Raw genomic sequence first — 23,684 nt, forward strand, 5'->3', positions numbered from 1 at the left:
TTTTTACGGTTATGAGTACAGAACTGACAGAACAAAAGCCTTTACCGGTTTTAGATAGTGAAGAGCTACGTGTGCTGGGTGCTTTGATGGAAAAATCCAAAACAACGCCTGAGTATTATCCCATGACATTAAACGGGCTTACAGCTGCCTGCAATCAAAAAACCTCGCGCAACCCGGTGGTCAATTACGATGAGCAGATCGTGACCCTGATACTGGATCGTCTGAAGCGAAAAGGACTGGCAGCTACGGTAACCGGTGGCGGAAGTCGCGTAATTAAATACCGTCATACCATTGCACTAAACTATGAGTTTACGCCGGATGAGCTGGCTGTGCTCTGTTTGTTATTTTTAAGAGGACCGCTTACACCGGGTGAGATCAACAGTAACTCGGGCAGGCTATATGAATTTGACGACCTCGCCGAAGTGCAGGCCGTGATTGAAAAATTATCATCTGGCGACCAGCCCTATATGAAACAGCTGGAGCGGCAACCCGGCCAGAAAGAGGCTCGTTATATGCATTTGTTTGGTGACGCCAATATACTGGATACTTATACTACAGAAAGCACTCCGGCGGCGGCTTCTCCAACCCAAACAAATCTTGAAGAACGCCTGAGCACCGTTGAACAGGAACTGGCTAGTTTAAAAGCAGACTTTGACAAGCTGATGAAGGAGTTGATGGGGTGAGGAAAGATGACTGGTTGATTAGTTGATAGGTTAATAAGTAATATTCATATCCAGACTTTTAACCGAATTCTACTAACCCCAAACCTTAAACTTTGAATTTTTAACCCCTTCTTCTTTCCAGCAAGATCATCATCATCAGGCCCAGGGCAACGCGTTCTTCCTGCGCGGGGTTCATAGGCATGAGCTGATCCACTGTGAAGCGGCGGCCCCAGAAAGATTTTTGCTTTTTGATCTGCGCTACTTTAGTGCCGTGGTTGTCATAAACTGAATAACCCGGATTAAAAAAGTAACCTGAAAAAAGACCTAAAAGAGGTATCTCGCTCAGCATGCCATCTGCCACTTTCACCCAGCCATTATCTTCCGATACATGAAATTCTTTCTGATCCTGACCATCAAAAATTTCATAAGTAGCCTTCCACATGCTGCGCCAGCCTTTGCGACCAATACGGCCTAAAGGCAACCCGTCATCAGTGGTCATTTTATAACTGGTACTCCAGTCGATCCATTGATTGGCTTTGATATTAAACAGTCTCTGCGACTTGGTTTCGTCAGCATACACGTCCACATTATCTTTCAGCTTAAAGATCTTTTCCCGCACATACGCTATTGTATTGCCATGAGCATCTACTGCCTGGAAATCGTTCGCAATGGTCGTAACCTTAAAAGTAAATTGTAAGGGATAGGCCAGGTTTCTCATTTCAAAAGGTTTTAATTTTTCACGAATATAGAGCCCGGTGGCAAAGGCACCAAATTAGTTACAAATAAATAATGCAGCGCAGCCAATACCAGGTGGGTGATCAATATCCTTTGTATAGGTGACCGGAATCAGATTAGCCGGGCCGGATTCCCATTATTTTTAAACTACCAGACCGGGATATTCATTCTTAACCAGAACATGAAGTAAGCGGCATCAGGAATCGATTTTATCACAAACACAAATCCAGCGTATATGAAAAAAATAATTGTGGCAACAGATTATTCCCTTGAAGCAGAAAACGCTATGCAATACGCAGCCGGGGCTGCAGCAACAATGGGATATGAACTCATTCTTTTTTCCCTGCAAAACGCATCAATACATGTATTGAATGCCAGGCTCCCGGCCGACAGTTTACATGCCCACATTACTGCTAAAAAAGAATACCTGAAAGAAAAGGCGAAAGCGGTACATCAAAAATTCGGGATTGAAGTATTACCCTATTTTGCCACCGGCGTTTTTTTCGACGAGTTAAAGCAGTGTATTGATCGCACAGGTGCAGATATGGTGGTAATGGGAATGGCTCCCCATTCGATTGAACAAGAGCTAATGGGTAATACCACAACCGCAGCCCTGCACCAGATTCAGGTGCCGGTTCTTGCGGTTCCGGTTGGTGCTTCTTACAACGGAATTAAGCATATCATTTTTGCCTGTGACATATTGCGCGGTGTGCATAAACAAGTATTGAGAAAAGTACATGATATCGCCGCAGAAATTGGCGCCAGCGTAGAAATTTTTAATGTAGCAAATGTCATTAAAACACCCGCAGATAACCACAGAAAGGATATTGATGAATCAATGACCGGTGTACCTTATTATTACCACGATGTAGCTTCAGATGATGTCATAAGCGCTATAAAAGAAGAAATAATAGTGCAAAAGCCCGATCTGCTGATTATGGTTCCCTATCAATACGGGTTCTGGAGCTCCCTGGTGCACAAAAGTAAGACGCGGATAATGGCGGCAGGCAACAGTATCCCGCTATTATCGTTGCATCTGTAAACAAAAGCATTACATATTAATGGCAGGAGGTTTTTATTCCCAGGCCGGTCGTTTGGGCAACCAGGGCATTACCGGTACTTTGGCAGGCACACGGTAGTAATTGTTCCTGAGTGAATCGTTCCAACCCAGCGGGTTATTTTTAAAGATCTTACTACTGTAAAAAACACTGCCTTCTATCCCTGGTGTGTAGCGTGCGATTTTGATCTGGTCCGGCAACTGGTTGGGGTTTTTCCAGGCAGCTGTGGTATTGGCTTCGGTAGCCCTGTAAATACCATGACCGATATAAACGTGGCGGCCAAAACTATGCGCTGCCCACCAGTTCACCATTTTTTCGTAGGGAATCAGGCGATCATTGATCTCGCGGTATAATTGCGGTGTTACATAATCAACCCACCCTTTGCGCATCCACAAAAGAATATCTGCATATAAATGATCATAGTTGGTCAGACCGCCTTTGCTATCGCTGCCCTGTGTATCATCAGACAAATTGCGCCATACGCTAAAGGGGCTGACACCAAATTTCACATAAGGTTTGGTGGCTTTTATTGCGATATTGATGTTTTTAATGATAGAATCTACATTGCTTCTGCGCCAGTCGTTTTTACTCAGGCTGGTACCGGAGCGTTGGTAAGCATAGTCATCGGGAAAAGGTTTGCCCCCTACCGGATAAGGATAAAAATAATCATCCATGTGTATGGCATCCACATCATAACGCCTTACAATATCTTTAATTACATCTATTACAAAATTCTGTACCTGCATATTAGCAGGATTAAAATATTTGGTAGTACCGTAAGTAAGGAACCAATCGGGATGCTTGCGCATGATATGATCCGGAGCAATTGAAGATCTGCCCACGGTAAATTCGGCGCGATAAGGATTAAGCCAGGCATGAAACTCCATGCCTCTTTTATGTGCCTCCTGTATCATAAAAGCCATCGGATCGTAAAAAGGAACCGGCGCTTTTCCCTGGGTTCCGGTCAACCACTGGCTCCACGGCTCGTAAGGAGAAGGGTAAAAAGCATCACCTGCCGGACGCACCTGCACAATCACGGCGTTCATGCCATTACGCTGATGCATATCCAATTGCCTTATATAATCTGCTTTTTGAGCTTCTACACTTGCATTTTGCGGAGGCCAATCGATATTCATTACGGTAGCGATCCACACACCACGAAACTCATATTGCTGGGTCCATGCCGGATTAACTGCGGCAATACATAAAACAACCAATAACAGGGCTTTCAACTTTTGCATAGCCACAAAAATAGCCAAGTTGAATTAATGGCTAGGCTTTGGTATGCATTTTATCTAACAGGTTACTCACGAGCGCAGCTTCTTCTTCAGTTAGATTAGATAAATAAGAAGCCAGTTTCTCATCAGTGTCATCGAGTTGAGTCAGCAGTTCCAGTCCTTTTTCAGTAATACGAACCTCTACGAGACGGCTATCCGTTTTACTTGTTTTTTTGGTAACCAGTTTTTTAAGGATCAAACGGTCTACGATCCGGCTGGTGTCGCTCATTTTATCGATCATCCGTTCCCTTATCTGCAAAGTAGAAAGCGGATTGGGCTGACTGCCGCGCAGTATCCTTAATATATTATATTGCTGCATGGTAAGATCATGCTCGCTAAAGCGTTTTTTCAAAAAATTCTCCAGCCAGCGACTACTATGAATAATGTTGAACGCCAGTTTCTGGTAGGAACTTACAAATTTGCTCTGCTTAATTTCTTCCTCTATGGTCATAGGGTGAGCATTAAATAATTAGAATCCCAGTAAATATATATAACTCCCACTAAATATAATCAATTTTAACGTCTTGGTACATCATATAGGTATATATTACGGCAGGCAATTTGCCGGTAAAAACAGCATAACATCAGTCTTACATGGATTACAGATCGGTTGGCAAATCAGGATTGCGCGTTTCAGAAATAGCATTCGGCTGCATGTCTTTAACAAAAACTCCCGATGCAGAAGCTACAGCTATCGTGCATACCGCTGTAGATGCAGGTATTAATTATTTTGATACCGCTGATTTGTATGATAAGGGAGCTAACGAAGAATTGATAGGCAAGCTGCTCAAACCCGTGCGAAGCAAAATTGTACTGGCTACCAAAGTAGGTAATCAGTGGAAAGAGGACGGAAGCGGATGGAACTGGAACCCTACTAAAAATTACATATTGAAGGCAGTAGATGAGAGCCTTCGACGTTTGCAGACGGATTACATCGACCTGTATCAATTGCATGGAGGAACTATTGAAGACCCGATCGACGAAACCATTGAGGCTTTTGAGGAGTTAGTGCAACGTGGAAAGATCCGGCATTATGGTATTAGCAGTATCCGGCCCAATATAATCAGGGCTTACGTCGATAAATCGAATATCATCTCGGTAATGCTGCAGTATAGCCTTTTGGATAGAAGGCCCGAAGAAACCATCCTGGACCTGTTGCAAACCAATGGGATTGGCGTAATGGTCAGGGGCGCATTGGCACAGGGCCTTTTAGCCGGTAAGCCGCCAAAGAACTATTTGGGGCATCCTGCATCAGTAGTACAGTCCGCAGCCGACAGCCTGAAGACACAAGCAACGGCAACCCATACCATTCCTTCCGCGCTGGCTACCCAATACGTGCTTTATAACCCTGCAGTGAGCAGCGTGGTAACCGGCATCAGGACCATGGAACAATTACAGGAAGCTATTGCCCCACAGCCCCCGCCCGATACTGCCTGGCTCAATAGGCTGCAAAGTTTAATCCCAGCCAAACGTTATGAGGATCACCGGTAATGTTTCATCATCATCAATAAATTACCTGCCTTTGTTACCTTAAACCGACAGAAGCGGGACGTGGAAGCATTCAGTAACAACCTTTTTTGCAAAAATTCCCGATCTGTCTGGCTAAACCCGGGATATCTGTATGTAATCGACAGGCGAAGTTAGAATATCTTATTAGAATCATCTGAATCACGAGCAGGCTATTTGTTGTAATAACATCTTGAAGCAGAAGCCGCCAGCGGGGATATATAGGACCGGATGCCTCGAAAAATGTTGTTCAAAAATTTTTCAAAAATTGTTGTTTAAAATAAAATTATCCCTATTTTTGCAACCCCGAAAGGGAAAACAGGTATTCCTCCTTAGCTCAGTTGGTTAGAGCATCTGACTGTTAATCAGAGGGTCGCTGGTTCAAGTCCAGCAGGGGGAGCGATAAAAATCAAGACGTTACACATAGTAACGCCTTTTTATATGTCATCATGCAGAAACAATGCAGAAACATAATCTATTAACACAACTTTAACACCATCTTCTGCCATTCTATTCCGTTTGAGGACCAAGATGTTCACGGCTAAGGCATTTTTTCAAGATTTGAGAACTGAAATACCTGCTAACAACTTGGTGTCTTTACAATTCTTTTATCAATATGTGAGATTTGGTAATCAGCGGCAAAAGCTTAATGACTAAAGCAATTCATGGCTTTTAAGCCGTAAAAGCCACAATAAGCTGAAAAAATTTCATACAGCATTAATAATCAAAAAATTATAAAGTCCTTGTTACGTTTAAAGCCGTCATTATTCTTAAATTTTTTTAACCAATCTTACACATTTTTAACCATTGGTTAAATATTATTTTGAATTATAAAATTTTTGTCGTATGTTTGCAGAGCAATTATGTTTAAACGTTCCAAATACCACAATAAACGATCAATATCGTACCTCAGCTGGAAGTCAAATAATGACCGGCTGAGGGAGGTGACTAAGCTTCTTCAAGAGAAAGCTAGCGTTTTGGCGGATTTTACCGAACATTTAAATGACGTAATTGCTAATCGCGATAAGTTTTATATCTCGACCTTATCTACCAACCAGTTTAGTGTATTTGACTATAGTACGTTAGTCAACAGGATTGAAACCTATTCCGGCATCAATCATGATTATGTTTCAGACCTACTAATTAATGCTAGCAATGTTTATAACAAACATTGGGAAAACGCTTTTCCTAGTGAAGGTTCCGCATTTCTGGAAACTGAAAATTGGTATCAAAAGAGCTCATTTCACGAACTTAATGTCACGTCTTTTGATTCAAACCTGTTCATAAAGTTTCCTCTAAGAGAGCAATTTAATAAACAAGGCTCTGAGGCCCTGCAGGTTGATTTCAACATTATTCTTAAGGGGATTTTGGAGAAAGCAAAAAATATCTTGGATAAACAGCTAAGCGGCTATCGCGGCAGCGTCTTTACTTCAACAAAGACGGATTTGCGCAGCAGGATTCGTATTTTCTTAAGATCCCTTCATACACCTAACCATGATGGTAAGGATGAAGACAGTGATCGCATCGTAAAAAAAGATCGGTGTAACACTATTTCATTCCTTAAAAAAAATTCCATCAATGGAAAAGAAAAACAATTTGCAAGAGGTGGTAGATTATGCTATCGCCAAGTTAGAAAGTAAGAAAACGATGAGCGCGGAAGACCGTGAAATGTACAAGAAGCTCATCATTGAAAAAGAAAATTTAAGTAAAACAGGTTATAAAGCCTCATGGAATCCAATATGGTCCATCGTAACAAACCTGCTATTCCGTGTAGGTGAAGAGATAATCGATAATCTATAAAAAATCATGTTATGAGTATAGGAAGAGCAATTACAACCATTAGGGAGAAAGCTGGTCTTAAACAGGGGGAGCTTGCCAAATTGGCTGATATTTCACCAACCTCTTTATCGCTACTTGAGTCTAATAAGACCCAGGGTACTGAGGCGACGTTGAAAAAAATTGCAGATGCGCTGGGAACCGACGTCGGTTTAATAAAGTTATTGGCAATTGATCCCGAAAAGGATATGTCGAAAGAGAACAAGGAAAAGTTTTATACGCTGTTCCCCAACTTTCACACCCGCCTCCTATATGATATACAGAAGTTTTCTTCAAAAAACGGTGACCAATAGTCACCGTTTTTTATTTCACCCTCATATTCTGTTCTACGAAAATTTTCAACATCCAATTTTCGCATCCTACACGAACTATAGGCTTAACAATTAGTCAGATTTTCCCGTGTTCCATTATCACCAAATAGAATGTTGAAGGATCTCAAAACTAAAAGATCATATTATGGGTTCATTCGACACTACCATATTCAAATTTTTAGGCTAAAAATTTGGATATAGGCCCTTCAAATTCCTATATTACAATTACAGTCAACAACATCTTTCAACAGTAAACACCACCTCCTATGTCGAGAAATCCACTTGCTATAGGTAAAACATCTAATAAATACCTTATCAAAGGAGTATATGACGGAGATTATGAAATTAATGACAACATGTATGTCATGGATTTTAATAAGGGCACTTTTGAAAAAAAAGAAATTTATTACAGCCAGAAAAGTTATAATGGCACCATTTGGATAAACGGAAAAAAGATCTCACACAAGGTTGCTGCACGGCTGCGCCCATCTCTTGCGTCAAAGGACCAGGATTTTTGTTGGGGAAATACTGGGGCCGGCGCCAAAATAGTTGCACTTGCTATCTGCCAAGAAATACTTAAATACAATGAGTGGGCATTAAATGTATATCAAATCTTTGCAGAAAAGTACATCTATTCGTTGAAAAGAGAAAACTTCGAAATCGAAATTGACCTTTCCGACTTTTTTATAGATAATAGAGAAAAGCTGACATACGACTATTTTACTCGATACTTCGAATTCTCTGGAGGAAGCCGGGAAATCGCGCTGGTTAAAAATGCATCCAGCAATATGTTTTCAGTTGACCTTTTGGATGAAGTTACCTGGGCGTATGTTGAAAGACAGGAATTTTCATATAATTGGAAAATGCCTTCTTTAAAGTCTTTTTTTGGCAAAATAGATAATGAGCCCGACCATGACAAACCTCCCTTTGATCGAATTGCAGCATTTAAAAAAAACCGAGTAATTCTGCAACGCCAGTTTTTCACAAAGAAATATTCACGTTTGAAGAATACTTGCTCCGTCATGCTACAAACACAAATTCATTATGTTCTTTCTCTGTTTTCATATAAAAGAGACGAGAACCTAAGAGAAAGAGCCATAAGAAAACAGACAATTCTTAAAAGAAAAAAAGAAAAGCTCTTATCTGGGATTGCAAAGAAAAAAGGTAATAAATGAAAAATGCCAAAAACAGTAAAAACAGTGCTAAATAATAGCAAGAATGGGAAAATTCCCGTTTCCTAATATTAGTCATTTTGTAGATTTGTTTTTCACTAGCTTTTGAAGAAATAATGCTCGAAGATGACTACTATCAAGGCTTTGAACATAGTTCTATGGAATTGAAAAAATATATAGAAGCTGCCGGTATTTTCACGATTTTACTTAAAAACGGCAAAATCGTTCATTTTTCCCCTGAATGCAATAAGGATTTTAGAAAATGGCTCCAAAAGCATAGCATATTAGACATTAGGGATAATTAGAAAGTAATGGATACGTTTTTCATAGGTTAGCAACGGCCGGCTCTGTCCAGGGCTGGCCATTTTTATTAAGCTGTTTTAGGTAGCGTTTTATTCAATAACAAAAAATATAAAAGCAAATGGACAATTACAGAATCGAAGTTTGGGAATTATTCGAAAAAAAAAAGCGTCTGGCGAACTTTCTATTAACCTGATGTATCCGACCTCTGCCAAATTGCGGGAGGAATGCCATCTATTATACACTAGTAAACAATGCAACAAAGCTGATCTCCACACGTTGAAATCATTTTTCGAATGTCCCCTAAATGAAGAACTCCATCCTAGCAGAATAAAAAGGTTTGATATTGACAAATTCAAGCCACTACAAAATTTTCTCAAAAAACCTGTAAACACGAGGGAAAAGAATATTGAGCTTTTAGCCTGGTTAATTGACTTCAAATTCAGGCCATATTCACGCTATATAGACACAATAAGTAAACATGCGGGAGGTAAACGATTTTCTAATTTAAAGGTATTGAAAACCGGAACTATAATTGAAAATCTGCGAGAAACTGTCGAGCAAATTAAAGAATTTGAGTATGCTGGGGCTGTATTGAAAAACGAAAATAGGTCCGTATTTGATATTCCTACTGATCATTATTTTGAAATCCCATTTGATGTTCAGAAAGGAATTACCAAACAAATTATTTTGGAGTATCCATCAGGAGTTAAGCTCAAAGTTGGTGTAGATGACTTAAAACTTATTGGTCAACTCGTAAAAATGTAATCATCCATTACAGTTTTCCGTTAAAATTTCTGTAGCAGTTATTTATATTTGTACAATGGGTAACTGGAAAAACATATTTAAGCCATCACCACCAAAGCTTTTAACAGCTCAGGTAAAGAAAGCCACAGGGGAGCTAGTCGAAGGTTATCCCTTTCACGCCAAAAACAAATTGGGACAAGAATCCTATTGGATGATACTCAAAGGAACTACAGTTGACGATCTAACTACAGGAGGGATGATTAACTTAACGCCCACAGAAGCGAAACAACTTCAACCGAATTTTTTAAAGGCAAGGGCAAAAAGTTTTGTTACTGACGAATGGGTAGAAGGCTTTCCATTCTATGCAAAATCTGAAACGGAAGCGACCTCCTTTTGGATAATTCGTGCTGGCTGTACAATTGAAGAAATTTTAACTACAGGCTTGGTAAATATTATACCGAAAACAATTACCTATGACAGGTAAGTAGTTGGCCTGGCGAAAGATTAGGATTATAAATTTTACCCTCAATTGCGTTAGCATGTGGGTAAAATTTTTTGACGCTACCGATTCTATCGTTCTTTGTGCAACCAAAAAATAATCTAAACCAAGAAAACCTGGTAGATTAATGAATAAAACAGACAAGCAAGCCATAATAGGAAAATTATAGAAAGCAGTTCCGATTGGGAATACAGAAACAACGGATTGTCAAAACTTTATAAAATGAAATTCAAATAATATCATTATTTCGTTTACCCTTTTTTAAATAACGCCAACCAAATTTATATAGCTGTGTAATTGAATGCCTATTAAGCGTGTAACAGAAAAATGTAGCTACTGATGCACGGCATCCAGGCTCATCAATTCCTGGATCTTCCGGTTCCTAAGTTCTACTGCATCACGCAACAAATGAATCATTTCTTCTTGCTCTTGAATCTTCTTTTCCAGGGCCGATTTTTCTATTTGTTTTTCGATAGTTTTTATTTCTTGATTTTTATCAAAGAGAGAATTTAAGTCAATACCACGGTTTTGCAAATAAATTAAATAGCTAAGGTTAATTTCTTTACGCTTACCGGCCTCCATTAACGAAATCGTTTTTTGATGTATTCCGCTTTTGATGCCTGCATCTGTTTGATTTTCACCCAATAATATCCTTGCATTTTTTAACTTCTGCGCTATAGTAGTATCCATGGAAAAAAATTGCTTTTAAAACAAATTTTAGTTAAATTTATACCAATACGGTATATAGCATGTTATATTTTGTATAAAAATAACAAAAAAAATACAAAAACAAACAAAATCATCCAAAATTGGAATAGATGGGGAGAATTATTATCGAAATTGACCAGGAAGAACTCAAAGAAATTGTCCAAGAGGCAGTTCGTAATGTGTTGCAGGGTTTCGCGGTCAACTCCAATAATGATTCCACTGAGGATGAGCTCTTAAACGTTGAGGAGGCTTGCGCTTTTCTGAAGATGAAAAAGGCAACGCTTTATCAAAAAACCCACAAAAGAGAAATTCCATTTATGAAAAAAGGAAAGCCCCTTTTTTTCTCAAAGAAGGACTTAATTGAGTGGCGACTAAGTGGCAAAAAAGAAACCATTGAAGAAGCGGTGCTGAGGGCTGAATTAGAAGAGGAGCATATGAAAATTAAAAATCAAAAAAAACGGTAAACACCATGCGCATTCAGGACTTAAGGCTGGGGAATATTGTTACACGTAAGTACGCACCATTTGACCATGGTATTGTAATTGCGCTTGATTGGGTGAAAACGGCCCATCTTCATGATCGGGAGTTTCCGGAAGAGATGTTAGATCTTGATGGAATAACATTCAACAAGAACCTTTTGGAGCGCTACCGCATTGCCAGCCCCTTTTCTTTTGGTGGCCGGACATTTGAAATGAACTTGTCGAGAAACCGACTTTTCGTCATTGTTGATGATTCCCTTGATTTTTCCCTGAAGTATTTTCATGAATTGCAAAACCTGGTGTTTTTTATGACAAATGATGAGCTCTTTGATCCGTTTATCTATTTCAACAATGCCTAACCCAAAAAAGGCGCCCAGGAAAAATAACATCGAAATCTCCCTCCCCGATAAAACAACAATATATCAAAGTAACCGCGTCACTCATAGTCGGTCCAGTGGATTAACCCTTTTACAGGCAAGGATATTCGTATGCCTGATCAAGGAACTGCAGGAGGCTATAATCGCCTCCATGAACGGGAAAAACTGGCAGCAATTGGACCTGTTTCAAAGCGAAAATGCCGGCATGATCAGGGTAGCAATACCTTTAAAACTGATTGCAAAGCCCCGGCAGTACGCCGAGGTATACCAATCGGCTATTCAATTAGCCAAAGCCAGCATACTCCTTCCTTCGACAATTTCAAAAGAGTATTTTAGCGTCGCAACCCTTTTCCCTAAGGTAGATCTCCCAAAGCGAGTAAATGGAGCAAGCTTGATGTATGTGGAACTGTATAAAGCCACTGCTAACCTTTTAATTGAAATTGACAAGACTGGAAACGGTAAACCCGGTTATTTTACGAAATACCTGTTTGAGGTGGCAATGCGGGCCAGGAACAAATACACTTACAAAATTTATATGATCATATCCAGTTGGCGTACCAAAGGGATTTTCACTATTAGCATTGAAGATTTAAAACGCCAGCTGGGGATCGGAATTTCTGAATACCAACAATTCAAGGAATTAAAAAAAAGGGTCCTGCTGCCGGTAAAAAAGGAACTTGAAAATAAATCAGACACATGGTTTGCATTTGCAGAATGCCGCCAGGGAAGGAAAGTAGTCGCATTGCAAATCCGAATTATAGTCCAACCATCGGAACAGGTTTCCCGGGAAAGAATTGATCATATAAAATATCTGCTCACTACCCATTTAGCATTTACACCTACCCACATAAAGGCACTCAACCCCTACCACACCTTAATGTCAGATCAATTCATTTACCAGGGCACCTTGCAAAAGATTCAGGAACTAAACACTAAAATATTTCATAACCCCTCCACAGGTAGGATATCAAACAATGCCAACTATGCTCTGGCCTCAATAATAAATTTCTTTAAAAACCAGTCGTAGTAGAATAAGGATAGACTCTGTAAACATTTGTACTTTCTGTGGTATAAAATAAGTTCGGTTTTTGCCCCTTTTATCTACGCCATTTCGGTTTCTGTCCCGGCCGAACTTCGGTTTTTGTCTCACTACACTTCGGTTTCTGTACCTTATAAGTTCGGTTTTTGTCTCTCCAGAAACGTTGAAACCCGCTTGCATACTGAATTCCCTCACTATGGTAAATCAACAAAAATTTAAAAATTGATAATCAAAGTAATAATTTTTAGGAAAATATGACGACAATTGAATTTATTGGAGGAAAGTGTATCAGGAAAATTTGAGAAGAAAATCACTTTCAGCAATTCAGAACGCCTGGCCCGGAATTTCAGTCTACTTACCACCACCGGCTACCAGGTTCATCACCAAGCTGCTAACCGAGACAGATTCTCCACTGAGCATCATATTTAACTCCTCTCTCACATAATAACCACCTTCATTTTTAACGACTCCAAATGCCTTACATTTTTTTAAAAATTGGCTACGTTTAAGGTTACAATACAGCATGGCTTCATCGGGTTTTAAAAATGGTTTGTTACACATTAAAACAGCTTTAAATACTATCGCTTCAAATTCCTTCATATGTCAACTTTTAGGTTAATAATCGTTTATTAAAAACGTTGAAAAGTAGTGCATGTATCTGTCGGATAACAATCGTAACCCAGAATACTATTAATGATTACTGCATTGCGGTAAGGCCCAAGACCTATATCCGGAGCATTGAAACCGTGCGTATGAAGCTCTGCATTCTGTACGAACACCCTGTTATCCAAATCAATTGAATAGTTCCGGTTAGCGGCCAATTTTCCATCCTTATCGTATTGAATTTGCTTTCCAAGTCCCTTTATAATTTCCGGTATTCTATAATGATACCCTGTGCATAATATCAGGGTATCGGCGGTTTTCTTATTTCTCCTTCCGGTTTGCCTGTGTAATAACTCAACCTCCAGGTATTCTTTATCATCAATGACTTTTACAATATTTGTATTGGTCATAATTTGAACAGGCACCGATTCCCTCTCTTGTTGAGCCTCATACAATCTGTCATATATGGAATTTAGCAGCTGTTGGCTGATACCCTTGTACAGGTAATTTTGCCTTTGAAGCATTTTGGCTTTTGTTTCAGCAGATAAACTAAAAAAATAATCGATGAAATCTGGACTCGTGAATTCAAAATTCATCTTAGCGGCCTCCATTGCAAAAAGTTGCCTGCTTCGCGTAACCCAGGACAAATTTGGCTGGGAAGGCTTTTCGAGAAGGTTATAAAAGATCTCCCCGGCACTTTGACCCGATCCGACAATCATGATATCCTCAGCCTTTTCAACAGGCTCCTGAGCATTTAAATAATTGGAAGAATGAATAACTTTATCAGAATCCAAAACGTTGGCCCATTCAGGTAAATATGGCATTGCACCAACTCCCAAAACAATCTTTTTGGCTCTTATCAAAACCTCTTTACCCATATTGAGGGAACAATGGATAATGAATATTTCTTTGCTGACATCATATGAAATACTCCTGGCCTCGGTTCCAAAGTAAAGATTGGACAATTTACTACAGGCCCATTGGCAATACCTGTTAAATTCAGTCCTGGTAAGGGAAGCGGGTTCGTATATACCAAACTGTAAAATTTTATTCTTTTCCCTTAGATAACTCAGGTAGCTAAACTTGCTGGAAGGGTCAACCAAGGTAACCAGGTCAGCCAGCCAGGTCACCTGTAAGGTCGTTCCGGGAATAAGCATTCCCTCATGCCAGGAAAATTCTTTTTTTGAATCAATGAATATTGTCGTTAAATCATTAATGGGTTTGCATAAACAGGCCAGGCCTAAATTAAAGGGGCCGATGCCGATACCGGCAACATCATAAATTCTGGTGTCCATAATCGTATTTTTTAATAGTTTCCGAAGTAGCGCAGGAATAAGCGGGAGAAAAGAAAGCTTAACGTAGTCACAACTGCTATAGAAAGCAGTGATAATGGAAGGGAAAGGCTGTTATAACCCCACAGAGGTAGCAACCAGCACACTACCACCCACTGGATAAAGTAAACAATTGTTACGTGGGAACTCAACCATTGCAGGAGAGAAAAAACCAGGTTATCCTTAATAAAGTTCCTCAAAAGAATAAAAAAGGACAGCCACATAAGGACAAACCCTATATGAGCCAGTGTTCCGCCAATACCGAGTCGGTAAAAGTTTAGGTTCCAGCCGGCCGGCTCAACCCTATAAATGAGCCCCCCAATAGAAATACAAACAACAGCACAAATAACAAGTACCAGTACTACTCTTTTGGGTAACATATCTTTAATAATCTGCCCAAGCAATAGCCCACTCAGGGGATAAACAAGCCAGGGAAAAAAGGGGAAATAGGCCAAAGGTGGCTCACCGCCCAGAAACAGCCCCCAATAAGGGACATTTTCTGAAAAACTCCAGACAATGGGTGTTATAGCCAGTACAAGTAGAATAAAAAGTAACTGAATAGTTTTTACTATTATAAACTTTTTGACCAGGCAGCAGATAATATATGCGAAACCCGCAAAATGTAAAATATCGACCAATCCAAACAGTTGAAACAAATATTCATCCTTGATCAAACCGTTATCCAAAATAAAGGTTTCAGGCAACCATCCCAATAACCCAGGGATCACAAATTTTAAGGAATTCAAAATGTATCCAAGCAGAATAAGTACAACACCTCGTGAAATAATGGTTTTCACTTGTTTCGGCCTTGAATAGGCAACAAATACTCCCATAAGAACCATAAATACGGGAGCTCCTGCTGTTTCCGCGAGGAAACCGAGAATATGACCTAATATACCTTCCTTGACGACAGGTTCAGAATAGAAAAGGGCACTGTGAATTGCAGGCATTGTAAGTACAACAAAGCCTCTTGCAAGGGAGAAGCCTCCCTTGGTGGAATCTTGCATCATACTAAATAAATTAGAGGGTGAAAAAAGGAGTTTATTTTACGGCTTTGGCCAGATCTTGCCTAGTGATGATATAAAGAGCCGCAACTTTGTTAGAGAGCTGGATAATTCTTTGAAATACAAAACCAGCCCTATTAGCCAACTTACCGGCGTTAGTATTATTTACATCAGGCTCAGCCAAAATTCGCTGAACACTGAACAAGTTGAACATAAACTCTAGTATAAATTGAAGAAGGAAAACAGAAATGTTTTTTTTACCTAAATTTGAAGCAAGAGACAATAACTCCCTATGAGGACTAAGCAAAAGGTGAATGCCATAATCTCCAACTCTTACCTCATAGGCATTCTGTAAAGCCTCTTCAGCACATTGAACAGGATACACTTCAACCAAAGCTGCCGGATGGCGGTCAATCGTAACAAAAAATAGCTGAAGGCAACAATTATTGATAACAGAATGGTAAAAACTATACAGGTCACGAAGAGATCTGTCTTCGGCCCAAAATTTCTTAGCATAAGCTAGTTGGGTCCACCGGTATATGATCTCTATATCTTCGGGTAGATTAACCTCCCGGATAGCCAGGTTGGTTGCCCCAACTTTTTTGGTATAGACATTCTCCAGGCTTATCCGATGATTTTGTGGCTTGTTCTTGTTCATGTTACGTTTCGTTTTGAGTGCTGATAACAAAGTAATAGCCTACCACTGTCTTTTACTTATCCAGTCAGCATTCTTTGTTATCCAATCGGAAATCTTATGAAAGGTCTATTTGACATTAAATCTAATCACGGGGACAACTTTACATGGAGTAATATAATTCCAGCCAGGCGAAGCGGTCTTATATTGCCGCTCGCAGAACCTATCATTGTGACCGGTGGATGGGGAGATATGATTATGCAATTCAAGGAAATGAAGGAATTCACCATTTGGCATTCCAGTTATTTTATCACACAACGCAGACATTTTACAGTTCGGGCCGATGTACCGGTGATTGAGTTTAGTTTTTTGATACACAATTCGGTGATGCAAAAGCTCACCCCTCTTAATCAGGTAATAGTAAAGGAGGCACAATTCAATATCTTTTATGTACCCCATATAGAAAACAAATCCAGCTTTGAAGCTGGCGAACATTACACAACACTTGACGTTCATTGTACTGTAGATTTCTTGAAAAAATTCAGGTCCTACTTCCCTGAAATCATTGATTCGTTTTTGGAAAACATCGACATAAAAAAGCCTGTACAGATATTTTCGTCCCATCTCTATGCCACCAATTTGATGATTTTCCTTGTTAAAGAAATTATTAGGCTACTAGCCAGGCCTGATGTACCGGGCATTTTCCTTGAATTAAATGTAATGTTGCTGTTATCCCATGCCCTCGCATGTAAGGCTATAGTGGACAACAAAGCCAATCAAACCTCCCTAGAACAATTAAGCATCGTCCACTGGGTCAGCACTTCTATATTGAAAGATCTGGCTAACCCACCCAGTATTGCTCAAATGTCACGTAGTGCAGGAATGAACACTACCACCTTCAAAAAAATGTTCAAACAAATTAATGAGCAACCGATGTACGGTTACTGGGCTGCTCATCGCATGAACGAGGCACGCACCCGGCTCCTGAACACAAACGATTCAATTAAGAGTATTGCCTTAGACTTGGGCTTTTCTGCCTTGTCTAACTTTTCAAAAGCATTTAAAAAACAGTTCCAGGTACCTCCTTCCTTTTACCGAAAGAAGTAGCTGAAATTATTTCCAAATGGATAACTCCAAAATGCACTTAATCCATAATTTCCACCCCAACTTTGTACTGGAAATACCAACGAACGGGCACTGCTCACTGCACAAATACCAACGCTAGGCTATATCACTAAAAATACCAGGCGAAGCCGAAAACCTGTAGAATAGAGTAGGCCCATTACCTAAACCAATAATACCCATAAACCAACTTCAGGGTGTTGAGACATTCTTCCTAACCTTCGCGGCTGCGAGTTGTAAGCACTCAATAAATTTACTTAGCCAGAGCAAAATTTTAAAATGATTGGTATGAGTTTACCCTTAAATACGGATGAGCCTATACATGTAAAGAAACGGTGTCAAGAAACGGGAAAGGTCATTCATACCTGTCGAAAAGAAGCGTCAGACGCCCTTGCTAAATTAAAACGTGCCGCTTCAAGAACAGATGAAATGGGTAAACGTATTAAACACCGCAGTTTAAAACCATCGGGGAAAAGAATTTATTATTGCTCATTTTGTCGCGGATACCACCTCACCAGCCGGAGCTGGTGGCAGCTGGGAACAAAAAGGCAGCTTGCGCATCTTTTTTTAAAAGAAAACAAAATTGCATTACTCTTCTCTAAAGCCTGACGACAGTTTTAATACTTGATTGAATTAATGACTTTGTATTGTTTACCGCAACAACTCTGTTTGCCGGTAGGGGGATTTATTACCCAAAAATGTTACTAAAATGGAAAGTTTAATAAAAGAAAATATTAAGCAACAGCGAGTAATAATAGCTTTAACAATATTCTTACTGGCTATGTGGATTCCTGTAGTAATAGATAAATGGACGCACTTTGAACTGTTTAAATCTGGTATGATGAACCAACCAATGCCAGGACAGCTAAATCGCTTTTTAGTTTACCTATTACCTGCTTTTGAAAGCTTGACCGTCTTACTGCTCATTATAGGAAGGACAAGGATGCTGGGTTTGTGGTTTTCTCTGGTATTAATGTTTCTATTTACCGGATATGTGGGTCTTGCCTTAATAGGAATTTGGGAAAAACTACCATGTAGTTGCGGATCTGTCATTAAAAGCCTTAGTTGGAAACAACATTTTATTTTCAATTTATCATTTTTAATACTCAGTGCCTATGGGTTGAAAAAATCTTACCAAAACAAGGCGCCCTACATCAGCGATACAGAGCGCCAAGGGCTTGTCGGCCAAAAGACTATGTTATAATATCTCTAAACTAAAATTTTTTGTGGTAATCTTTTTTTGAATTAAAAAAAGGCCCTAAATATGCAAATCAAAAATTTGCTCAAAAAAAATGCAGTACTATTTGCTGCATTATGCATAACAGTGGCTACCAGCGCATTTAAAGCAAATACTGTTTTAAATGATACTTACACTTATGATGGCCCTGATTTCAGCATTCCCGAACTGGAAGATGAAAGCAACTGGAAGCTTTCAACGTCACCCACTGCCACTAACTGCGGTGAGTTTTCACAGGTGAATTGTTCCATGGAGTTGCCATCTGGATTAAATAACGGGAACCAGCTGGATGCTACAAAAGCAAGTGTACATGCCACCGCTATTTCCGGTTATAATCGGGTAAATTCGGTGGTAGATCCCGCCAGCGAAGATGAAATAGAATTTACTCCAGAGTTGGGGCGTGAGCCATAATTTCAGTCACAGAGATTCTAAAGGCAGGAGGCTAAACGTTTCCTGCTTCTTATTTTCATGGATTTTGCTCAATTCCAGAAATTTCTACAACATCTGTTGGTAACGGCAAAGCAAAGTAAGGGTCGCCTGAGTTTAAGGAATAACTTTTACCATTTACGACCCTTGATAAATTGATATTGTAACCTTCCTCATTTAATCTTTTAATATCCATCCATCGAAGTCCACGCCGTAATAACTCTTTTCTTCTTTCTTCTAAAATAACCTTTATTAATTGGTCACTAGAGGAAATACTCAGAGGTACAAATGTTTCATCATATCTGTTCTTCAATAAACTATTCAAATCTCCAAGCGCCTCTTGTATATACCCCATTCTCGCACTACACTCCGCTTTTGTTAAAATCATTTCATTAGTGGCGATACCTGTAAAAAGACCGCTGGTAGCATAACTGCCCTTGAATCCAAAATACTTTCCTGAAGCCCTGAAAAACCCCCTTTTTCTTAAATCTGTAGTAGCATAAGAATCATACAAAATAGTATCTATCAGTCCAAATCCTGTAATAGAGGTGCCCAGATACATTTCTGTATAAAAAATAGTTTCATCATTAAAGGCTGCAAAAGGTTTGCTTGCACCCATATTCAATGATCTATAGTTCAATAAGGTTTTTTTTATATTTAAGGATAAGTTTGAATACTTGTAAGCACTATCATATTCTCTCATGGACAAATAGGCCCTGGCTAGTAAACCGAAAGCCGCACATTTAGAAGGCCGGTAAACATGTGCCGCTAGTTCGGGCAACAGAGAAACAGACTCTTTTGCATCAGAAATAACTTTTCGGTAAGATTCTTCCACATTAGCTCTAATTGACCTCTCATTAAAATCTGAGTTAAGTCGTAATACAATTCCCAAGTCAGTCCCTGCTGTAGATTTATTGTAAGCTTTAGCATGATTCCATAGTAGGTTTAAAAAGTTATATGACCTATAGAAAAGAGCGGAACCTTTAATATTATCCCAATTCTCAGCATTGGTGATAGTTCGTTCTGCTTTATTCAATTGTTCGAGGCAGTAGTTGGTACTGTAAATGGGCATATAGCTTTTTGCCCAATCATTTGTAAAATAATAGGGATTCCTGGTCCATGTATAAAAATGCTGATCGGTCGTATTCATCATTTCCCAATCTGATTGTAAAAGAAAATTATCATCATTGGAAGCTTCTCCAAGGCCTGGTGTTAAGTTCCTGTTCATTACATTACCTGCGTCATCCAGTAGCCCCTGCAGATCTTTTAACACGGTCGGTGATACAAGGCTGGTGGACTGTTTTTTATCTAAGAATTTTTTACAAGAAAAAAGTGAAATAGAACTTAAAATCAAGAGATAAACTACTTTTAAATTACACATAGTACATGTTTTTATAAATTTTATAAAAAGGGATACTTATAAGCCTAATTTCAGCGTCATGCTGAACTGCTGAGGAGGGGTATAGCTATAATAATAATCAGGATCTAGATTTTCTTTGTTGCTTCTCCAAATAATTCCCAAATTGGTAATATTGACAATTAAAGAAAGATTCCTGGGCAGGGATTTTTGTCTGGCTAGAAAGGGAAAACTGTATCCTATATTGATATACTCCAATCTTACATGATCTGCCTTCAGATAGTTTATTTCCGAATTATTATAAAATTCATCTCTGCCTGAGAAATTAGGATAGTTAGTGTATACCCTTGCAGGCACATTAGTTCGTGTTTCATCCCCGGCTGTTTGCCAACGGTTGGCGTACTCACTATTACCAATACCAGATCTATATAAAGTATTGTAGTTAAGTGATGGCCGTTTGAAGTAATGCCCCAATTTATAGGAGATATTAGCGGACAAAAACCACCCCTTGTAGGAAAAATTGTTAGAGAGAGAACCAAAGATTTTCGGGTCAGCCTGGCCCAGGTAAACTATTCCACTTTGATCTCCATTAAATGCACTTTCTCTTATTTTGGGGTAATCTTTGCTAACTGCTCCCTTTATGAATCCTTGTGGATCGCCTTTGTCATCCAGTCCGCCCCACTTATAAGCAGCAATGGCATATAGAGGTTTACCTATCACCGGTGTTATTCCACCACCTGACAATATAAAAGAATATATGTTTTCTGCATTCGGATCAAAATAGTCAGATGTTTTACTTTCGTTATAATTAAACACAATATTGCTCGTCCATAAAAATGGCCGGATAATATTCTTAGTTTGTAGGGAAATTTCCAGACCTTTCCCCTTCATACTAGCCACATTTTTTACAACGGTATTACTTCTGCCCCATGCCGTATAATCAAGTAGCGCAGGGCCATAGAGATCAGTACCTTCTTTAAAATACCAGTCGATAGAGCCGCTTACCCTTTGAAATACTTCAAAATCGAATGCTAAATTGATCTGGCGCGATTTTTCCCATCTCAAGGAAGGATTGTTTAACTGCCTGATCGTCGCATAATAAAAATTAGTAGTTGAATTGGTAGCGGAACCCCCAGTTGGCAATGCTGTCCGGGTAGGGTCCACATTGCCGCCCACTCCAACAGTAGTTCTTAACTTTAATAAGGAAACACTTTTTAGCTGAAAAAATTTCTCTCTTGAAATAACCCAGCTCGAGCCGGCAGACCAAAATGGATTCCACTTATCATTTGTAGTTAAGCCGAATATATTAGACGCATCGGTTCTCAAGCTAAGATTGGCAATATATTTTTTATCCCAGATAATTTCATTGTTCATGAAACCGCTTACAAAGCGATTATTGGTAGATGCAAAATACTTTGGTGCACCAGGTATTACTTTTTGGGTTCCATTTACATATGTGGGATAGCGCTGGTTAAAGTTGAGCGTTGCAAACGATAAGGGGTCTTCTATAAAGCCATAAAAAGTGCTGTTGTTCCCATCATATAATTTTCGTTCATTAATTTCTGCTCCTACCAAACCTGTATATGAGAACCGTTCAACAGTTTTACGGTATGAAAGCTGAAGTCGGCCGTATCGACTCAGCATCTTTTGCTCTGTTTGTATTAATATGTCGCCTACAGGTATAGCATGGGTCAAAGGAGCAGTTGGCGAGCTAAAACTGGTAAACTGGTTAATGAGGTCTCTTGTATAGAAGCTTTGTATTGTATGAGTTTCTTTATAATCCCTTTGTTGTTGTTCCTGTTGATAATTAAAGCCAAGATTAAAGTTTTTAAGAAAACTATAGTTGATGTTCAAGCCTAATAGTAAATTTTGGACTGTATTAGTTGTTTTATTATGGGTGTAATCTTCCATGGGATAATATTTCCAATCCAATAATCGCCCTTTACCAACCGTGTCTAAATAACTGCCCCTGTAGTATCTATCAACACTTAAGGCATTGCCGTCTGCGTCAGAAAACAATAAGTAAGGCACCCTTTTACTTCCAATGGTTATACTTCCATAATCTGGTGTGGGGCTAACAGATGAAATTTGCTGCGTATAAAACAGCCGTAGTCCCAATTCAAGGCCTTTAGCTGGTGAAAATGTATTTTCTATCCTGAGGTTCTTTTTATTGCTATTGTTGAGTTTAAGGGGGGCAGTTATATGATTATAGGCCCCAGATATGAACCAGTTATAATTTTTTCCCCCACCTCTTAACGATAGGTTGTACTGTTGTGTGTTCGCTTGTTGGTAAAATGTATTCACATATTCCTTTTCTTGATTTGTGGTAAGCAAATTATTGACGAAACTTGCAGAATCCTGTGTGTTTATAAGCCCTTTTTTCCTTGCTAATAACATTTCGTAAACCGGAGTAAAAGGTAGTCTGTCGATCGAGGAGGTATCGCTCAGGCCATAGTTGTTGTTAAATAGGTATCGCTCGACATCTATGTAGTCCTCAATAGAAATGTCATAAGATCTGCGAAAATCAGGAGTATTGCTTAAAGAAATAGTGGTGTTAATTTCAATTGAGACCGGTTGATTATATCGTCCTTTCTTCGTAGTAATTACAACCACTCCATTGGCTGATTTAGCACCCCATATTGAGGCAGCTGTTGCGTCCTTTAATATAGTAATACTTTCCACGTCATCGGGATTTATGTCGCTTATATCCCCATTGTATGGAAAATTGTCCACCACAATAAGGGGGGACATGTTGCCGTTAATTGTGCTTAATCCTCTTATAGTAATATTGGTTGAACGCGAACCCAGGTTTTTGGTATCGAAATAAACGTTGGAGACATTTTTAAGCCTGTCTAGTATATTAGGACTTACCTGTTGCTGTAATAGGGCACTGTCCACTTTATTGAAAGCACCAGTAGTACGTGCCCTGGAAATTTTCTGATATCCACTGCTGACTATAACCTCCTCTTCTACATCTATTCTTGGTATTAGCTCTATAACTAATGATTTTGAAACATCCAAAATGATATATTGAAAATTTTGATACCGTGTGTGGGTAATGAAAAGCGAGTCCCCAATATTGGCATCAATAGTAAACATCCCTTTTGAGTCAGACCGTGTGGCAACTTTAGTCCGGTTATTATAAATGTAAGTGTTGGAAACAGGGTTGCCTATTTGGTCTACCACTTTGCCCGTAAATTGAGTAGTTGTTAGATTTGTTCCGCTCATGGTCTTTATACCGGTTTCACTACATGCCGAATTGTA

26 protein-coding genes and 1 tRNA gene are annotated in these 23,684 nt (G+C 39.3%); 17 read left to right on the plus strand and 10 right to left on the minus strand.

Annotated features, from left to right (window positions below):
- Positions 1–11: 11 nt before the first annotated feature.
- A complete protein-coding gene (locus ACLOAU_RS04030; RefSeq protein WP_427860558.1) occupies positions 12–683 on the plus strand; it encodes a YceH family protein in 672 nt (223 codons plus the stop codon).
- Positions 684–783: 100 nt separating this feature from the next.
- Here ACLOAU_RS04030 and ACLOAU_RS04035 read toward each other — a convergent pair whose 3' ends face one another.
- Positions 784–1,380 carry an LURP-one-related family protein gene (locus tag ACLOAU_RS04035; protein ID WP_427860559.1) on the minus strand — a complete coding sequence of 199 codons (597 nt, stop codon included), beginning with the start codon at positions 1,378–1,380 and terminating at the stop codon, positions 784–786.
- A 252-nt stretch (positions 1,381–1,632) separates the two neighbouring features.
- Between ACLOAU_RS04035 and ACLOAU_RS04040 the strand changes: the two genes are divergently transcribed.
- The gene (locus tag ACLOAU_RS04040) at positions 1,633–2,439 is read left to right on the plus strand and encodes a universal stress protein (protein WP_427860560.1); all 807 of its coding nucleotides are present in this window, start codon (positions 1,633–1,635) and stop codon (positions 2,437–2,439) included.
- A 33-nt stretch (positions 2,440–2,472) separates the two neighbouring features.
- Here ACLOAU_RS04040 and ACLOAU_RS04045 read toward each other — a convergent pair whose 3' ends face one another.
- Together ACLOAU_RS04045 and ACLOAU_RS04050 are read right to left on the minus strand one after the other, a co-directional pair.
- Complete coding sequence (locus tag ACLOAU_RS04045; protein ID WP_427860561.1) at positions 2,473–3,696, minus strand: glycoside hydrolase family 10-like protein; 1,224 nt, start codon at positions 3,694–3,696, stop codon at positions 2,473–2,475.
- Positions 3,697–3,727: 31 nt separating this feature from the next.
- Positions 3,728–4,183, minus strand: coding sequence for a MarR family winged helix-turn-helix transcriptional regulator (locus tag ACLOAU_RS04050; RefSeq protein ID WP_427860562.1), 456 nt, complete (start codon positions 4,181–4,183; stop codon positions 3,728–3,730).
- Positions 4,184–4,326: 143 nt separating this feature from the next.
- Here ACLOAU_RS04050 and ACLOAU_RS04055 point away from each other — a divergent pair, with 143 nt between their 5' ends.
- The 8 genes from ACLOAU_RS04055 to ACLOAU_RS04090 all read left to right on the plus strand — a co-directional run bounded on the left by ACLOAU_RS04055 (position 4,327) and on the right by ACLOAU_RS04090 (position 10,088).
- Positions 4,327–5,223 (plus strand): aldo/keto reductase, encoded by an 897-nt coding sequence (locus tag ACLOAU_RS04055; RefSeq protein WP_427860563.1) that lies wholly within the window; start codon positions 4,327–4,329, stop codon positions 5,221–5,223.
- Positions 5,224–5,564: 341 nt separating this feature from the next.
- Positions 5,565–5,638: transfer RNA gene (locus ACLOAU_RS04060), tRNA-Asn, on the plus strand.
- Positions 5,639–6,182: 544 nt separating this feature from the next.
- On the plus strand, positions 6,183–6,878 hold the full coding sequence (locus ACLOAU_RS04065; RefSeq protein ID WP_427860564.1) for a hypothetical protein: 696 nt from the start codon (positions 6,183–6,185) through the stop codon (positions 6,876–6,878).
- Entirely contained in the window at positions 6,817–7,038 is a 222-nt protein-coding gene (locus ACLOAU_RS04070; protein ID WP_427860565.1) for a hypothetical protein, read from the plus strand. Before ACLOAU_RS04065 ends, ACLOAU_RS04070 begins: the two co-directional genes overlap by 62 nt.
- Before the next feature lie 11 nt (positions 7,039–7,049).
- On the plus strand, positions 7,050–7,367 hold the full coding sequence (locus ACLOAU_RS04075) for a helix-turn-helix domain-containing protein (protein ID WP_427860566.1): 318 nt from the start codon (positions 7,050–7,052) through the stop codon (positions 7,365–7,367).
- A 284-nt stretch (positions 7,368–7,651) separates the two neighbouring features.
- A complete protein-coding gene (locus ACLOAU_RS04080; protein ID WP_427860567.1) occupies positions 7,652–8,560 on the plus strand; it encodes a DUF6166 domain-containing protein in 909 nt (302 codons plus the stop codon).
- Between the two features lie 576 nt (positions 8,561–9,136).
- Positions 9,137–9,625 (plus strand): hypothetical protein, encoded by a 489-nt coding sequence (locus ACLOAU_RS04085; RefSeq protein ID WP_427860568.1) that lies wholly within the window; start codon positions 9,137–9,139, stop codon positions 9,623–9,625.
- A 55-nt stretch (positions 9,626–9,680) separates the two neighbouring features.
- Positions 9,681–10,088, plus strand: a complete 408-nt coding sequence (locus ACLOAU_RS04090) for a hypothetical protein (protein WP_427860569.1) — start codon at positions 9,681–9,683, stop codon at positions 10,086–10,088.
- 348 nt (positions 10,089–10,436) lie between these two features.
- Here ACLOAU_RS04090 and ACLOAU_RS04095 read toward each other — a convergent pair whose 3' ends face one another.
- A complete protein-coding gene (locus tag ACLOAU_RS04095; RefSeq protein WP_427860570.1) occupies positions 10,437–10,793 on the minus strand; it encodes a hypothetical protein in 357 nt (118 codons plus the stop codon).
- A 128-nt stretch (positions 10,794–10,921) separates the two neighbouring features.
- Between ACLOAU_RS04095 and ACLOAU_RS04100 the strand changes: the two genes are divergently transcribed.
- Genes ACLOAU_RS04100 through ACLOAU_RS04110 form a run of 3 tightly spaced genes read left to right on the plus strand, consistent with a single transcriptional unit; the run spans position 10,922 to position 12,694 of the window.
- Positions 10,922–11,275 (plus strand): helix-turn-helix domain-containing protein, encoded by a 354-nt coding sequence (locus ACLOAU_RS04100; protein WP_427860571.1) that lies wholly within the window; start codon positions 10,922–10,924, stop codon positions 11,273–11,275.
- A gap of 5 nt (positions 11,276–11,280) precedes the next feature.
- Positions 11,281–11,649 (plus strand): hypothetical protein, encoded by a 369-nt coding sequence (locus ACLOAU_RS04105; RefSeq protein WP_427860572.1) that lies wholly within the window; start codon positions 11,281–11,283, stop codon positions 11,647–11,649.
- On the plus strand, positions 11,642–12,694 hold the full coding sequence (locus ACLOAU_RS04110) for a replication initiation protein (RefSeq protein WP_427860573.1): 1,053 nt from the start codon (positions 11,642–11,644) through the stop codon (positions 12,692–12,694). Before ACLOAU_RS04105 ends, ACLOAU_RS04110 begins: the two co-directional genes overlap by 8 nt.
- A 363-nt stretch (positions 12,695–13,057) precedes the next feature.
- Here the strand turns inward: ACLOAU_RS04110 and ACLOAU_RS04115 are convergent, their stop codons facing one another.
- From ACLOAU_RS04115 to ACLOAU_RS04130, 4 genes are read right to left on the minus strand one after another with little or no spacing between them, the layout of a single operon-like run.
- Entirely contained in the window at positions 13,058–13,306 is a 249-nt protein-coding gene (locus ACLOAU_RS04115; protein WP_427860574.1) for a hypothetical protein, read from the minus strand.
- Positions 13,307–13,335: 29 nt separating this feature from the next.
- Positions 13,336–14,604 (minus strand): lysine N(6)-hydroxylase/L-ornithine N(5)-oxygenase family protein, encoded by a 1,269-nt coding sequence (locus tag ACLOAU_RS04120; protein WP_427860575.1) that lies wholly within the window; start codon positions 14,602–14,604, stop codon positions 13,336–13,338.
- A gap of 11 nt (positions 14,605–14,615) precedes the next feature.
- Complete coding sequence (locus tag ACLOAU_RS04125; protein WP_427860576.1) at positions 14,616–15,650, minus strand: heparan-alpha-glucosaminide N-acetyltransferase domain-containing protein; 1,035 nt, start codon at positions 15,648–15,650, stop codon at positions 14,616–14,618.
- Between the two features lie 31 nt (positions 15,651–15,681).
- A complete protein-coding gene (locus ACLOAU_RS04130) occupies positions 15,682–16,302 on the minus strand; it encodes a GNAT family N-acetyltransferase (RefSeq protein WP_427860577.1) in 621 nt (206 codons plus the stop codon).
- 96 nt (positions 16,303–16,398) lie between these two features.
- Between ACLOAU_RS04130 and ACLOAU_RS04135 the strand changes: the two genes are divergently transcribed.
- The 4 genes from ACLOAU_RS04135 (at position 16,399) to ACLOAU_RS04150 (ending at position 19,048) form a co-directional block, all read left to right on the plus strand.
- Positions 16,399–17,385 carry a helix-turn-helix transcriptional regulator gene (locus ACLOAU_RS04135; RefSeq protein ID WP_427860578.1) on the plus strand — a complete coding sequence of 329 codons (987 nt, stop codon included), beginning with the start codon at positions 16,399–16,401 and terminating at the stop codon, positions 17,383–17,385.
- Between the two features lie 303 nt (positions 17,386–17,688).
- A complete protein-coding gene (locus ACLOAU_RS04140; RefSeq protein ID WP_427860579.1) occupies positions 17,689–18,009 on the plus strand; it encodes a hypothetical protein in 321 nt (106 codons plus the stop codon).
- 100 nt (positions 18,010–18,109) lie between these two features.
- Positions 18,110–18,604 (plus strand): MauE/DoxX family redox-associated membrane protein, encoded by a 495-nt coding sequence (locus ACLOAU_RS04145; protein ID WP_427860580.1) that lies wholly within the window; start codon positions 18,110–18,112, stop codon positions 18,602–18,604.
- Positions 18,605–18,664: 60 nt separating this feature from the next.
- Positions 18,665–19,048 (plus strand): hypothetical protein, encoded by a 384-nt coding sequence (locus tag ACLOAU_RS04150; RefSeq protein WP_427860581.1) that lies wholly within the window; start codon positions 18,665–18,667, stop codon positions 19,046–19,048.
- A 55-nt stretch (positions 19,049–19,103) separates the two neighbouring features.
- Here the strand turns inward: ACLOAU_RS04150 and ACLOAU_RS04155 are convergent, their stop codons facing one another.
- A complete protein-coding gene (locus tag ACLOAU_RS04155) occupies positions 19,104–20,444 on the minus strand; it encodes a RagB/SusD family nutrient uptake outer membrane protein (RefSeq protein ID WP_427860582.1) in 1,341 nt (446 codons plus the stop codon).
- Positions 20,445–20,480: 36 nt separating this feature from the next.
- Positions 20,481–23,648, minus strand: coding sequence for a SusC/RagA family TonB-linked outer membrane protein (locus ACLOAU_RS04160; protein WP_427860583.1), 3,168 nt, complete (start codon positions 23,646–23,648; stop codon positions 20,481–20,483).
- Positions 23,649–23,684 lie beyond the last annotated feature (36 nt).

It is taken from the genome of Paraniabella aurantiaca (assembly GCF_050309965.1).
Lineage (GTDB): Bacteria > Bacteroidota > Bacteroidia > Chitinophagales > Chitinophagaceae > Niabella.